Annotated in this window: 10 protein-coding genes; 4 read left to right on the plus strand and 6 right to left on the minus strand. The window is 58.1% G+C overall.

Annotation, left to right across the window (positions count from 1 at the left end):
- Positions 1-18 precede the first annotated feature (18 nt).
- The 3 genes from ACU6HM_RS14915 to ACU6HM_RS14925 all read right to left on the minus strand — a co-directional run bounded on the left by ACU6HM_RS14915 (position 19) and on the right by ACU6HM_RS14925 (position 6,339).
- Entirely contained in the window at positions 19-762 is a 744-nt protein-coding gene (locus ACU6HM_RS14915; protein WP_021447119.1) for an SPOR domain-containing protein, read from the minus strand.
- Positions 763-776: 14 nt separating this feature from the next.
- Positions 777-2,462 carry an arginine--tRNA ligase gene (gene argS / locus ACU6HM_RS14920; protein WP_446764002.1) on the minus strand — a complete coding sequence of 562 codons (1,686 nt, stop codon included), beginning with the start codon at positions 2,460-2,462 and terminating at the stop codon, positions 777-779.
- Positions 2,463-2,583: 121 nt separating this feature from the next.
- Positions 2,584-6,339, minus strand: coding sequence for a phospholipase effector Tle1 domain-containing protein (locus ACU6HM_RS14925; RefSeq protein ID WP_446764003.1), 3,756 nt, complete (start codon positions 6,337-6,339; stop codon positions 2,584-2,586).
- A 97-nt stretch (positions 6,340-6,436) separates the two neighbouring features.
- On the opposite strand from ACU6HM_RS14925, the gene ACU6HM_RS14930 reads away from it, so the two are divergent.
- From ACU6HM_RS14930 to ACU6HM_RS14940, 3 genes are all read left to right on the plus strand, one after another.
- Entirely contained in the window at positions 6,437-6,784 is a 348-nt protein-coding gene (locus ACU6HM_RS14930) for a DUF1840 domain-containing protein (protein ID WP_009463576.1), read from the plus strand.
- Between the two features lie 85 nt (positions 6,785-6,869).
- Positions 6,870-7,190: a hypothetical protein gene (locus ACU6HM_RS14935; protein WP_009463574.1), complete on the plus strand. Its 321-nt coding sequence runs from the start codon at positions 6,870-6,872 to the stop codon at positions 7,188-7,190.
- A gap of 135 nt (positions 7,191-7,325) precedes the next feature.
- Entirely contained in the window at positions 7,326-8,090 is a 765-nt protein-coding gene (locus ACU6HM_RS14940; RefSeq protein ID WP_446764004.1) for a YwqG family protein, read from the plus strand.
- A gap of 387 nt (positions 8,091-8,477) precedes the next feature.
- Here ACU6HM_RS14940 and leuA read toward each other — a convergent pair whose 3' ends face one another.
- The 3 genes from leuA to ACU6HM_RS14955 all read right to left on the minus strand — a co-directional run bounded on the left by leuA (position 8,478) and on the right by ACU6HM_RS14955 (position 11,057).
- The gene (leuA, locus tag ACU6HM_RS14945) at positions 8,478-10,172 is read right to left on the minus strand and encodes a 2-isopropylmalate synthase (protein ID WP_031232806.1); all 1,695 of its coding nucleotides are present in this window, start codon (positions 10,170-10,172) and stop codon (positions 8,478-8,480) included.
- Positions 10,173-10,310: 138 nt separating this feature from the next.
- Positions 10,311-10,463 (minus strand): hypothetical protein, encoded by a 153-nt coding sequence (locus ACU6HM_RS14950; protein ID WP_155624357.1) that lies wholly within the window; start codon positions 10,461-10,463, stop codon positions 10,311-10,313.
- Positions 10,464-10,502: 39 nt separating this feature from the next.
- Positions 10,503-11,057 (minus strand): hypothetical protein, encoded by a 555-nt coding sequence (locus ACU6HM_RS14955; protein ID WP_009460264.1) that lies wholly within the window; start codon positions 11,055-11,057, stop codon positions 10,503-10,505.
- Between the two features lie 16 nt (positions 11,058-11,073).
- Here ACU6HM_RS14955 and rpoN point away from each other — a divergent pair, with 16 nt between their 5' ends.
- Positions 11,074-12,459, plus strand: a complete 1,386-nt coding sequence (gene rpoN / locus ACU6HM_RS14960) for an RNA polymerase factor sigma-54 (protein ID WP_009460262.1) — start codon at positions 11,074-11,076, stop codon at positions 12,457-12,459.
- The last annotated feature ends 77 nt before the right edge of the window (positions 12,460-12,536 follow it).

Genomic DNA, 12,536 nt, shown 5'->3' on the forward strand with positions numbered 1-12,536 from the left:
GCCTTTGGCACAAATTGCTTAGGGCCGGACCACCGAAGTATCAATTTTTTCCTCGGCCAGACGGCTGCGTGCCCGGTTCATTTCGTCTATGCCCTTGAAGGGGCCCATGCGTACCCGGTTCACCGTGCTGCCATTGACCTGTGCACTTTGCACTGAAGCGTCAAAGCCTAGCATCAACAAGCGGGCCTTCATGGCTTCGGCGTCCGCATTGTTGCGAAATGCGCCTGCTTGCAGGTAGTAGGGGGTGGAGGTGGTGGCTGGCTTGGTCGCCGCCGGGGGCGCAGCCGGAGCTGGTGTGGCGGGTTTGCTGGTGGCCGGTGCCGGGGTGCTTGGAGCGGCAGGCGTTGTGGCCGGAGGCGTTACCGCAGGAGCGGTATTGCGGGTCTCTGGCTGGCGAGCTGGTTCCGTACCCATGGCGGGCAAGGTGGCGATCAGATCACCCAAGGCGTCCGGTGCAGCAGGCTTGGACGGGATGCTGGGCAAATTCACGGGGGGCAAGGTCAAACCGGGAATGGTGTCGCCCGGCGGAGGAGTTTGTCCACTGGAGCTGCCATACAGGTCCCGGTTCGGGTCCAGCAAGTCTCGCCCTTCAGGCAAGGCAACGGTAGGTTTGTCCCGGCTGGCCTTGTCCACAAAGGGCATGGGCACTTTGGTGACAAACAGGGCAACGGCGACCGCCGCGCCCAGACCCAGAATCAGGCCAATCAGAATGCCGGTATACGTACCGCCGGAACTACTGGATTTTTTACGTGCTCTTGCCATATCTGCCTATGGGTTTACATACGTTCGGGTGCGGACACACCCAGCAGGTTCAGACCATTGCGAATGACTTGGGCGCAGGCCTGGGCCAGACGCAGACGGGCCAGACGCAAGGTGGTGGCGTCTACTGACACGCGCTCGGCGTTGTACCAGGAGTGGAAGTCCGCCGCGCAGTCGCGCAGCCAGAAGGCAATGTGGTGAGGAGCCAATTCGCGAGCGGATTGGGCCAGCACATTGGGGTATTCGGACAGGCGTTGCAGCAGGGCGATTTCGGTGGGGGCGGTCAAAGGCGTGATGTCGGCCTGAGGAACCTGATCCAGCAGTTCTGCCGACTGGTTCAACACGGAGTTGATACGGGCATGGGCGTACTGGATGTAGTAAACCGGGTTTTCTTCGCTCTTGGACAGGGCCAGATCGATATCGAATACAAATTCGGAGTCGGCACGGCGCTGGATCAGGAAGAAGCGCACGGCGTCCTGGCCTACCCATTCGATCAGGTCACGCAAGGTGACGTAGCTGCCTGCGCGCTTGGAAATTTTCACTTCCTGGCCATTGCGCATGACTTTGACCATCTTGTGCAGGATGTAGGCCGGGAATTCCTTGGGGATACCCAGACCCAGACCTTGCAGGCCAGCGCGTACACGGGCAATGGTGCCGTGGTGGTCGGAGCCTTGAATATTGATGGCGTGGTGGAAACCGCGTTCCCACTTGGCCACGTGGTAGGCCACGTCCGGCACGAAGTAGGTGTAACCGCCTTCGGATTTGCGCATTACGCGGTCTTTGTCGTCGCCTGTGCCCAGTTCCGTGGTGCGCAGCCACAGCGCGCCGTCCAGCTCATAGGTGTGACCGGCGTCGATCAGGGCCTGCACGGTTTTTTCAACCTTGCCGGAGGTATACAGCGAGCTTTCCAGGTAAAAGTTGTCGAACTTCAGGCCGAAGGCTTGCAAGTCCAGATCCTGCTCGCGGCGCAGATAGGCCACGGCAAAGCGGCGAATGTCTTCCAGATTGTCCAGATCACCACTGGCGGTGACGGAAGCACCATCGGCAGCCTGAACGGTTGCGCCGGCCAGATAGTCGCGGGCGATGTCCAGGATGTAGTCGCCTTTGTAGCCGTCAGCAGGGAATTGCTCGCTGTCGGGCTCGATGCCACGGGCACGGGCATGCACGCTGGTGGTCAGGTTGTCGATCTGGTTACCGGCGTCGTTGTAGTAGAACTCGCGGGTTACGTCGTAGCCTTGGGAGCTGAATACGCGGCACAGCGAGTCGCCCAGCGCGGCTTGGCGGGCGTGGCCCACGTGCAAGGGGCCGGTCGGGTTGGCCGACACGAACTCCACCATCAGCTTTTCCTGAGTAGGAGCAAGGTGACCGAAGTTATCGCCCTGTTCAGCAATGGTCTTCAGGACAGCCTGGTGCGTGGCGGTGGACAGACGAAAGTTGATAAAGCCCGGACCGGCAATTTCCGCGCCTGCCAGCAAAGCGGCGGCGTTCGGATCCGCCAGGAGGGTATCGACGATTTGCTGAGCCAGCTCGCGCGGGTTGCGACCGGCTGGTTTGGCCAGTTGCATGGCAATATTGCAGGCAGCATCACCGTGCGCAGCCACTTTGGGGCGCTCCAGCGTGATGTTGGGTTCAGCCTGGGGCAAGATGGCACGGACGGCAGCCTGGAGGCAGGCGATTAATTGAGATTGTTGCTCAGCAAGCATAGGAAAGGTCTGGATTGGTAGAAAGACAACTGCGGCGTGTGGAACACGCCCCAGATGGAAGGCGCGACATTGGCCCGCCGGATAGCCCCACATGATAGCGTGATTTGACGCCAAATTCTTTTCAAGAAGCCTGTCGCTCCCATCCCAGGTGGTTATGTAACCACGTATCGTAAGCGTCCATGTCTACCCAACCCACTTGATTTCCGGGACGGATGCGCCAGCTGTTATGGCGTTTGATCACGGTTTCAATGGATTGTTGGGTAGCCTGCCCCAGACGTGGATGCAGGTCCTGATACATCAGGTTTCGACCCGCTCCGTGATAGTCCACACCCCGCAAACTGCCTTTAGTCAGTCGCAGCCCAGGCAGGCGCATGTCCAGTAATACAGGGTGAAGGACGCTAAGGTCTGTGTGCGCCAGTTCCGCCAGCGTCAGGCCCGTCGCCCTGGCCTGCCAATGCATCCAGGCCAGCGCTACCTTATCCAGATCGCTGATGGTTTCTTCGTCTTCATCAGGCAGCACACCGCCGCCAATTTGGCTGTGCGCGCCGATAAAAGGCATTTCCACGGTATTCATGGCCTCTGCCAGGGCGCTTAAAGGGAAGTAGGCGCGGTGTTCATGCATGGCGACGGCATGAGCAACCCAGCTCCAGGCGTCAGACACACCCAGGCGGTATTGGGAGTTGCTGCCGCCTCCCAGCCCGAACTGGGCCACGGTGTCGAACAGCCCTAAAAAACGGGGCGTGATGCAGGCACGGATGGCGCCGCGCTGCGGATCATTCAGCACAAACCAGCCCTGCTGCACGTGGTCCAGAATTCGATTGGAAAAGTCTCGTGCCAGTGCCGCTCCCCGAGAGAAACCCAGCAAGTCCACGGGTACAGCGTTAGGAGCCGGGCCTTGTTCCTGCATGCGATTCAGAAAATTGTTCCATTGCGACTCCAGAATCTGCCCTGCTCGCCAAGCAGTCAGTGCATCCCAGTTCAGGGTGACTGGATCACCCGGCCCTGCGGCATAATGCACCGCCCCATCCTGATACAACTGCGACAGTTTCCACACATTGCTATTGGTAATAGGAGCCTGTCGTGTGCCATCAAAGGCGAACAGGAGCAGGCCGGTGGGATCAATATGACGCAAAGGCTGTTGCTGTGCGTAACCCACGGCCTGGGTTTGTGGCCAGGGCCCCAACGGGTCCGCTTCCAGATACTGTCCGTGATCGGGTAGATAGGTACGCAAGAGATTGTCGTGCCAGCCGGTAGCCGATTCCGCGTACTGCCCCGGCAGACGTAGATTGAATTCCAGGGTTTCAAGCAAAGGTTCGGCCTGTCCTAAAGGGTTCAGGTCGGCAGCCCAAACCGGCTGGGTTTGCTGATCGCTAATCAGCCGCACAGCTCCCATCAAATCACTATGCAGGTAATACAGCTGCCCTTGTCCGTCTGGCTGATAAACAATCATGCCTATTGGTGTCAGCCCGGCATACAGATAGCGCCGGGAGATGAGCTGGCCGGGTGTAGCTGGTAAATCCAGCTCAGCCATTAATTGCTGGCCGTGAAAGAAGAAGGCACGCTCCTGATTGCCTTGCTTGCGCCAGATGCGTTGGCCAAAGGCATCGTGCCGGTATTCGACCAGTGTGGAGCTTGCTGTTTGCACACGCTTCAAGCGACGGTTGGGGCCGTAGTCCAGATTCAGGTTTCCGACGGCTTTCGCCGTGCCGGAGGATGAACGCTGAATGGAGGCGGTTGGCCTCGGGTGGCGTGCAGCCAGTTCACCGTTGTGGCTCCAGGCCAGCCACTGTTCGGGTTCTGTCTGGTCCTGGCGGAAAGCGATGAGCCGGCTTTGGGCGTCGTAGTGCAACAGCCAATGACGGGTTTGCTGTAGCAGCGGGTATTCATGACGATCCTCCAGCACCCTGCCTTGGGCATCCAGACGGCGGGCTTGTGTCCAGGCAGGTTTGCCATCCGGCTGCAAAAGCATCAAATCCACCGCCTGCCCGGTGCTGTTCGCATGGCTGATCAGTTGAAGGCCATTGCCCCAGGCATAGCCCACCTCTTGTGCGTGGATCACGGTCTGGCTTTGCCCGGTTTGCTTGATCCACTCCAGAGACAGCAATCGTCCGCTTTTGTCCCAGTGATAGCGTAGCTGGCCACCTTCCGGCAGGGTGTGCCGCGTCAGCTTGCGCTGCTCGTCGTACTCAAAGCGCTCGGTCCAGCGTTGGCCGGGACTATGGCGGCGTTCCAAACGGCGCTCTTGTAGTAAACCGGCCCGCAATTTGAGCCATTGCGTTTCTGTGGGATGAAGAATGCGCAGCGCGCCAGGCCCGAGCCAGTCCAGCTCACTGCGTTCAGTGTCCTGACCTTGCTGATGTTCAAGACTGCTCAGGCGTCCCTGTTGGTCGTACTGAATTTGGAGCGCGCCTCCTTCGGCATATTCGAGGTGCGTCAGTTTGCCATTCGGGTTCCAGCGCCGTGTTTCGCTTCCATGCTGGCTGGTTGCCCAACTTTGCAAGCGCCCTTTTTCATTCAGCTCCAAACGTAATGCTCCCCAGTCGCCCTGCCTTTTCTCCAGTCGAGAGAGCGTTCCATTTGCCCGGCGTTGCGCTGTCCAAGGTCCGGCCTGCAACCAGCGCCCTTGCGGGTCATATTGCCATTCCGTGCTGTGGACCGGGCAGTCCCTACACAAACGACTTTCCAGTTTTTGTAGCCGCTGCAGGCCTTGATAGTCTCGGTAATGGAAGCGATGTCGCTCCGTACCTATGGACCATTCGCTCAGACCCGGCTCATAGCGTGCCGTCCAGTCTTGCTTGAAGGCGTGGGAGATCAACCTATTGACTCGGCCTTGGGCGTCGTACTCCCATTGTTGGATTGGCTGAGGGGCTTGCCCCGGTGCTTGCAGGCTGCTGCCACCCAAACGGTGCGACCAAGGTGTGGGGGCTGGATGATAGAGACGTTGCATGCCGTCCGGACGGCTGACGCTGGCCAGCCAGATTTGTTGATCCTGCTGTTCCAGAAGCAAGCGAAACGGCCCGGCCGGGGTTTTAATATTGATAGCCGTAGCCGTAGCCGTAGCCGTAGCCGTAGCCGTAGCCGTAGCCGTAGTTGCCTCCGTCGTCGCTGCTGCTACTGCGGCCGTTCCCGCTGCCCTTACCGCCCTTGTGACATGGGTCAGGGAACTGGTTTTAGTTTGGGATAGAACCTGTCCTGAAGCCTGAATTTGAGTTTGGTTTTGTCCTGGTTCTTTGCTCTGTTCTAGCCCTGGTAGCGACACCGTCTTTTGCGCTTGGCTTTCCCAGTCAAACACCAGCGCTTGGCCCAAATGATTACGCACAGTGTTAACCGCATACGCCTGTGGATGCGTACCTGCAAAACGTTCTATATCCAGCCACTGCTGAGTAGATATACGCGCATGGATTAACCAGCCCTGCTCATCAAACCGCAGAATCAAACCATTCGGCCCTTGCCAGAACCAGCCCGAACTTTGCCGCTGTGCAGGTGGGTACAAGCGCGTTTGTCTTCCATCCGGCATGAACAAGGCATGGCCTTGCTGCCGCAATTGCAGGTCGTAATTCAAGGCCCAGCCAGTTTGCCCAAGTGTCGGTGTGGGGTTTTGCCCCTGCCCATTCCAATGACGCTGTAATTGCAGCAAAGGCCAGGCCTGGCTTAGCGGCAGGTCTGTATCACTTTGGTATTTTTGTCCGCTGAGCAAATCCACGGGATTGAGCAAACCCATATCCGTTGCGGGCTCGGCCTGTTCTCCCAAGGCGGCCGCTGGTGCGCAGCGGGTGGAAGATGGAGGCAATGGACATTCAAGCGAGCTTTGTGACCAGACCAGGGACGGCAAGGTGGTCAAGAGCAAGATTAACCATGGCAGAAACGCGGCAGGCATGAAGGACTCTCCAAGACGGGGAAAATCCTGCTATCTTGCAGGGGTGTGTATCCTGAAAGTCGAATCGGAAACACAAAGATCCATAAGGAGAAACCGTATGCTAGTCGTCTTTAAAAGCAAAGCCGCCGCCGATGTTCTGATGTTCTCTGAACATGCCATGCCTATTCTCCGGGCCGCGGGGCGTTCCTATCCTGATGGTTTGCCCGAGCGTGGCGTGTTCACGGCAGAGCAACTGTCCGAAGCTATTGGCAATATTGAGCGAGCGATCGGGCAGGACCGGGAAAACAAGCATTCGCCCCACGAGGACGAAGACGATGAAAAGGAACACCCGATTTCACAGGCCGTGAGTTTCAGCCAACGCGCCTATCCTTTGCTGGATATGTTGCGCCAGGCGAATAACACTGGCGTGCCGGTGATGTGGGAACCGGCTGATAGCTCCTGGTAGTCCCTGGAATGTCGGCCTGCCGACAATTTGGCAGGCCTTCTTTGCTTAAGCTCCAAAGTTGATCTATTTTTTTCGGAGATCGTCTATGAGCGCTATGGTGCTTGTGATCTTTAGTCCTCGCCAGCACATAGAGCTGGTCACTCCTATACAAACCATTGACGCGGACAGCGGCAAGCAATCGCGTGACTGGTTTGATCGCACCTGGCAAGAGCTTGGCTGTGAACCCCTGCGGGCCAGCGGCAAAGTGCTGTTGCTGGACAAGATTATGGGCGTGGCCGATGCCCTGGGTTACACGCTGCTGTCGCAAGATGATGAGCGCGCCCAGGAATTTGCACGCCATTGCTTGCAAGCGGTGGGCTCCATGCAAGTTACTGTGGATTTGCCGGGTTTGGCGGTCACGTACTGATCTGCGGCAAGGCAAACAAAAACCGGCTCTTGGGCCGGTTTTTTTTCTTTCTGATTCTTCGGCAAGGGTTGCCGTGTGTGCTGTGACACCCTTATCCTTGCCTGCACCATCTTCAACTTCTTCCTTCCCAGCGCCATGGATCTGAACACGCTAGAAAAGTACCTTGATGCCTCGCCTGCGCTGCAAGCGCATAAACAGTATTTCCTGGACCTGGCGCAACCGGCGGTTGCCATCCGTTTGGGGAAAGACCAGGGTCAGCCTTTGCAAAGCCGCTTTGGTGGCCAACCTATGGTTCCTCCAGGCTTTACTTGGCCCGAGCATCCGGACGGTGAGTATTTATTTGTCGGCCAGATCAATTTTGCGGAGCTGCCGGAAGGACCGGATCGCCCAGCGAATTTGCCCACGAGCGGGCTGCTGTCGCTGTTTTACGGTATGGATCAGGAAGACGCCATTTTCTGGCGCGATGAGGACTATCTGAAGGCTTTTTACTGGCCGGACACCACTGATTTTCACGAGCTTCAGGCCCCTCATGACTGGGGTACAGCAAGTCGGGAAGTGCTGTTCGAAAACTGCATTGATATTCCTCGCCATGAAGAGCTGCGCAAGGATTGGCCAGTGGATATGGACGAGCTGTATGACTGGTTTGAGGAGCTGGAAGAAAGCGGCGACTTGCCGCGCGACTATCTGCTGGGTCGCCCCTCTTGGGACAGCCTGGGCTATGACCCTACGCCAACGCAGGACGAGTATCCCAGTCAGTCGCCATGGCGTTCACTGCTGACCTTGCAGTCCCATGATGAGTTGAACTGGTGCTGGCAGGATGGTGCCCGCTTGATGGCCTTTATTGAGGAGGACAAGCTGCGCGCCAAAGACTTCAGCCGTCTTCAAGTGGATTGCGGCTAAACAGGGGGCAAGCTCCGTGTGGTGAGATTGGCCGTTTAGAGGCATATTGGCACAGCCATCTGTACTGTGCCGCGAGCATTGGCTTTACGCTCTGGTGCCGAACAGCCGAACAGCCGAACAGCCGAACAGCCGAACAGCCGAACAGCCGAACAGCCGAACCAACCGGGCTATTCCAACTGACCAGGTCCAGTCCGACCTGGCCCAGTCCGGTTTACCTACGGCGGGGGGCCACAATCTAATGGCCCGCCCACGAAAAACCCGCCTTGTGGGCGGGTTGCGGGCAGAGCGACGATAAGCCGGGCTGCGAAAGCGGGTCAGGCGCGGTTATGGTGAACCGGGCGGGCGCTTGGGTGGGATCACCACCCAAGTCGCGACATGAAGACGGTATTAAGCCGTGGTGGCTTCAGCTTCTTGCTGGGCGATGGTGTGGCGGTTAACCGCACTCAAGATCGCCAGGAAGGAGGAAGTCACGATGTCGGCGTGGATGCCCACACCAAAGCCCGATGGGCTGTCGCCGATACGCATTTCCACGTAAGCGGCAGCGCGGGTTTCAGCACCGGAACCGATGGCGTGCTCGTTGTAGTCCATGATCTTGATAGACAGATCCAAGGCATTCACAAAAGCAGAGATCGCACCTTCGCCCGAACCCTTCAGGGTGCGAACCTGGCCGTCGTGCTCCACATCCACTTCAATCGTGAATTGCTGGCCGCTGTCGGCGTGAGGCTGGCTGATGATGTTGTGCTTGAGCAGCTTGTAGTGCTTCTTGCAGTTCAGGTATTCAGATTCGAAAATGCCGTACACATCTGCAGGCGTCACTTCCTTGCCGGAAGAGTCGGTGACGCGCTGAATGGCGCGGCTGAATTCGATTTGCATGCGGCGTGGCAAGACCAGACCGTGCTCTTGTTCCAGCAAGTAGGACACACCGCCCTTGCCCGACTGGCTGTTGACGCGGATCACCGCATCGTAGCTGCGGCCCAGATCGGCCGGGTCGATAGGCAGGTAAGGGACTTCCCAGATTTCGTCGGCTTTTTGCTGGGCCAAACCTTTCTTGATGGCGTCCTGGTGGGAGCCGGAGAACGCGGTAAAGACCAGGTCGCCTGCGTAAGGGTGGCGTGGGTGCACGGGCAACTGGTTGCAGTACTCGGCGGTGCGACGCACTTCGTCGATGTCCGAGAAGTCCAGTTCAGGGTCCACGCCCTGGGTGTACAAGTTCAGGGCCAAGGTCACCAGGCAAACGTTGCCGGTGCGCTCGCCGCTACCGAACAAGCAGCCTTCGATACGGTCCGCGCCAGCCATCACAGCCAGTTCAGCGGCAGCGACCGCAGTGCCACGGTCGTTGTGCGGGTGCACGCTCAAGGTGACGTTGTTGCGCTGTTCCAGATTGTTGTGCATCCATTCGATCTGGTCGGCGTACATATTGGGCGTGGTGGCCTCAATCGTAGCGGGCAAGTTCAGGATGACACGTTCGTCGGCGGCTGGACCCCAGGCTTTCACGACGGCGTTGCACACCTCCAGAGCAAATTCGGGCTCGGTAGTGCTGAACACTTCGGGCGAGTATTCGTAACCCCATTGGGTTTGCGGATACTTGGCCACTTCGTTCTTGACCAGGCGTGTACCGGTCAAGGCAATTTCCTTGATCTCGTCCTTGCTCAAGTTGAAAACAATCTTGCGAAAGGCGGGGGCACAAGCGTTGTACAAGTGAATGATGGCGCGTTTGGCACCGGCAGCCGCTTCAGCCGTGCGCTTGATCAGGTCTTCGCGCGACTGCGTCAGGACGATGATGGTGACATCTTCAGGAATGCGGTTTTCGTCGATCAGCTTGCGAACGAAATCGAAGTCGGTCTGCGATGCGGATGGGAAACCGACCTCGATTTCCTTGAAACCGATTTTGACGAGTTGCTCGAAAAAGCGCAGTTTGCGAGCCACGTTCATGGGCTCGATCAGGGACTGATTGCCGTCACGCAAGTCCGTGCTCATCCAGATGGGCGCTTTGGTAATGCGCTTGGAAGGCCAGGTGCGTTCAGCGAAGTCGCGATCAAAGGCGACAAAAGGACGATACTTTTGAGAGGGGTTTTTCAGCATTGCCATGGGGATACCTGTCGGACAAAAAGTGTTGATTACTTCTTGCCGTCACCAGCGATTGCAGCATTTACGTAGGCCGGTGGCGGCACAAATGACGTAGATGTGGCTGAGTATTGGCTGCCGAACTGCCACGGGACACTAGGCCCGGCAACCGGACGCTAGTAGTAGCAGCTGGGATAGGCTGGAGGCAGGGGCCGAAGAACGGCCTTCACGCACGGAACGCGACAAGGCTGCTTCAGCGGCGGGGCTGAAACCTTGGCAGGCGTAGGAGAATTGGCGTGCGTGAGTCATGACCGTTAGTCAAACACAAAAAAAACAGGAAGGCAAGCTTTAGGCTTGTGGCTCGTGACGTTCGTAGTCGGCTTGCAGCAGGCGGCTTTGCTGCTCGGCCAGTTCGATTTTGCTAAAACGTCCGGAGCGCAACTCGCTATGGGCTCGTTGTAAATCGCCCACAGTCAACGGGCTGCGCTGGTCGGGCCAGCACCACAAAATCACTTCACGGGCCGGACGGCTGAGTGATCGGGCCAGTTGAGCCACCGTGGACTCGTCGATAATGCGTTGCTGGTTGCGTCGCATGACCCCTTGTACGAAGCCATACAAAAGATAGGCAATAATGAGGGTTATGACGCCCACTACCGTCCACCAGAAAAACGGGTTGTACTGCTTGATCAGCGCCAGGTTTTGAATGCTCAAGGCCTGCAGGCCGGAGTAATCCAGGCCACGCCCAAAGCTGATAAGACGGTTGAGCAGGTCCCACCAGATAATGGCGACCACGATAGTGACTACGGTGCAGATAATAGTGGCCGTGGCGCACAGCTTGAACAGTGTGCTGCGCAGAGCCTGACTATCGTTGGCGGTGGGTGTCTGGGCGTTGTCAGTTTTCATGGAAACGATTGTACCTATGCTTACGCGTCAGTCACTAGATTTACGCCAGCAGCAAACGCTGGTTTTGACGCCGCAATTGCAACAGTCTATTAAAGTGTTGCAGCTATCGGGGGCCGAGCTGGAGCAGGAGTTGGCTCAAGCTTTGCTGGATAACCCCTTGCTGGAACGTCTGGACGTGCAGACGGATGTCGCCGCCGAGCCATTGCCCGAAGCCGCTTCGGGCGAGGCGGAATCCTCGTGGGCGAGCCTTGAGTTTCCCAAACATCAGGGAGATTCGGACGACCCTGACTGGACTCCCGAATCGGCCATTGCCCAGGACCTGGCTGCTTATTTAAGCGAGCAGCTGGGACTGTTGCGTTTGAGCGACCGTGACCGCGCTTTGGCCCAGTTATTGATCGATGAGCTGGACGATAACGGCTACCTGCCCGTCTCGCTGGAAGAGGTGCTGGACTGCCTGCCCGACGAGCTGGATATTGATGAAAGTGATTTGCGCTGTGCGCTGGCCCAGGTGCAGTCCCTGGACCCGGCCGGTGTCGGTGCGCGGGATCTGGCCGAGTGCCTGGACTTGCAACTGATGCAACAGGCTCAGCAATTGGAACCCGCCTTGCTCGATTGCGCCCGCTATCTGGTGCGCGAGCATGTCGGCATTCTGGCCTCTCCCAGTCAGTTGCGTCAGCGTTGTGCCGGTCGCTATTCGGCCGAGCTGGTCGAGCGCGCCCATCATCTGGTCTTGAAGCTGGACCCCAAGCCGGGGCGGGCCTGGACGCAGGACGTCTCGGCTTATGTGGTACCCGATGTGCTGTTGATTCGCGGCAAGGACAATTGGCAGGCGGCCTTGAATCCCCTGGCTGTGCCACGCCTGCAATTGGTGAATCTGCACGATTACGAAATTGAAGCGCACCCTGCCTTGCTGGCAGAGCGCCAAAAAGCGACTGGCTTGCTGCGCAGCGTTAACAGCCGTTTCGTGACGATTTTGCGGGTGGCCCAAGCGATTGTGCAGATGCAGCAGGACTTCTTCACGCAAGGTGTGTCGGCGCTCAAACCCATGCAATTGGCCGATCTGGCAGCCGAGCTGGATTTGCACGAGTCCACGATTTCTCGTGCAACGCGGCAAAAGTACATGCAAACACCGCATGGAGTGATGGAGCTTAAACAGTTCTTTACCGTGGCCTTGGCCAGTGCTGATGGCAAGGCTGATCTGTCGGCGGCTTCGGTACGGGCACAGATCGCACAGATGATTCGTGACGAGTCGCCAGCCAAGCCTTTGTCGGATCAGCAGATTACCGATCTCTTGCAGGCTCAGGGCCTGACTTTGGCGCGCCGTACGGTGGCGAAGTACCGGGAAGCGGAAGGTTTGGCACCGGCTTCACAACGCAAGATGCGGGCGGCGGCTGGGGTCTAGGAAAACGGGCCACAGCAGGTCAAAGGTTCCTGGCGAGCCTGGCCGAGCAACTCGCAGCCTTGGACGTCAAAACAATA

Source organism: Alcaligenes sp. RM2, assembly GCF_052931795.1.

What these genes read in the sequence shown, in the direction of transcription:
- ACU6HM_RS14955 (WP_009460264.1), bottom strand. Translation starts at nt 11,057, where the DNA reads ATGAAAACTGACAACGCCCAGACACCCACCGCCAACGATAGTCAGGCT.
- rpoN (WP_009460262.1), top strand. Translation starts at nt 11,074, where the DNA reads ATGCTTACGCGTCAGTCACTAGATTTACGCCAGCAGCAAACGCTGGTT.
- leuA (WP_031232806.1), bottom strand. Translation starts at nt 10,172, where the DNA reads ATGCTGAAAAACCCCTCTCAAAAGTATCGTCCTTTTGTCGCCTTTGAT.
- ACU6HM_RS14940 (WP_446764004.1), top strand. Translation starts at nt 7,326, where the DNA reads ATGGATCTGAACACGCTAGAAAAGTACCTTGATGCCTCGCCTGCGCTG.
- ACU6HM_RS14935 (WP_009463574.1), top strand. Translation starts at nt 6,870, where the DNA reads ATGAGCGCTATGGTGCTTGTGATCTTTAGTCCTCGCCAGCACATAGAG.
- ACU6HM_RS14925 (WP_446764003.1), bottom strand. Translation starts at nt 6,339, where the DNA reads ATGCCTGCCGCGTTTCTGCCATGGTTAATCTTGCTCTTGACCACCTTG.
- ACU6HM_RS14950 (WP_155624357.1), bottom strand. Translation starts at nt 10,463, where the DNA reads ATGACTCACGCACGCCAATTCTCCTACGCCTGCCAAGGTTTCAGCCCC.
- ACU6HM_RS14930 (WP_009463576.1), top strand. Translation starts at nt 6,437, where the DNA reads ATGCTAGTCGTCTTTAAAAGCAAAGCCGCCGCCGATGTTCTGATGTTC.
- ACU6HM_RS14915 (WP_021447119.1), bottom strand. Translation starts at nt 762, where the DNA reads ATGGCAAGAGCACGTAAAAAATCCAGTAGTTCCGGCGGTACGTATACC.
- argS (WP_446764002.1), bottom strand. Translation starts at nt 2,462, where the DNA reads ATGCTTGCTGAGCAACAATCTCAATTAATCGCCTGCCTCCAGGCTGCC.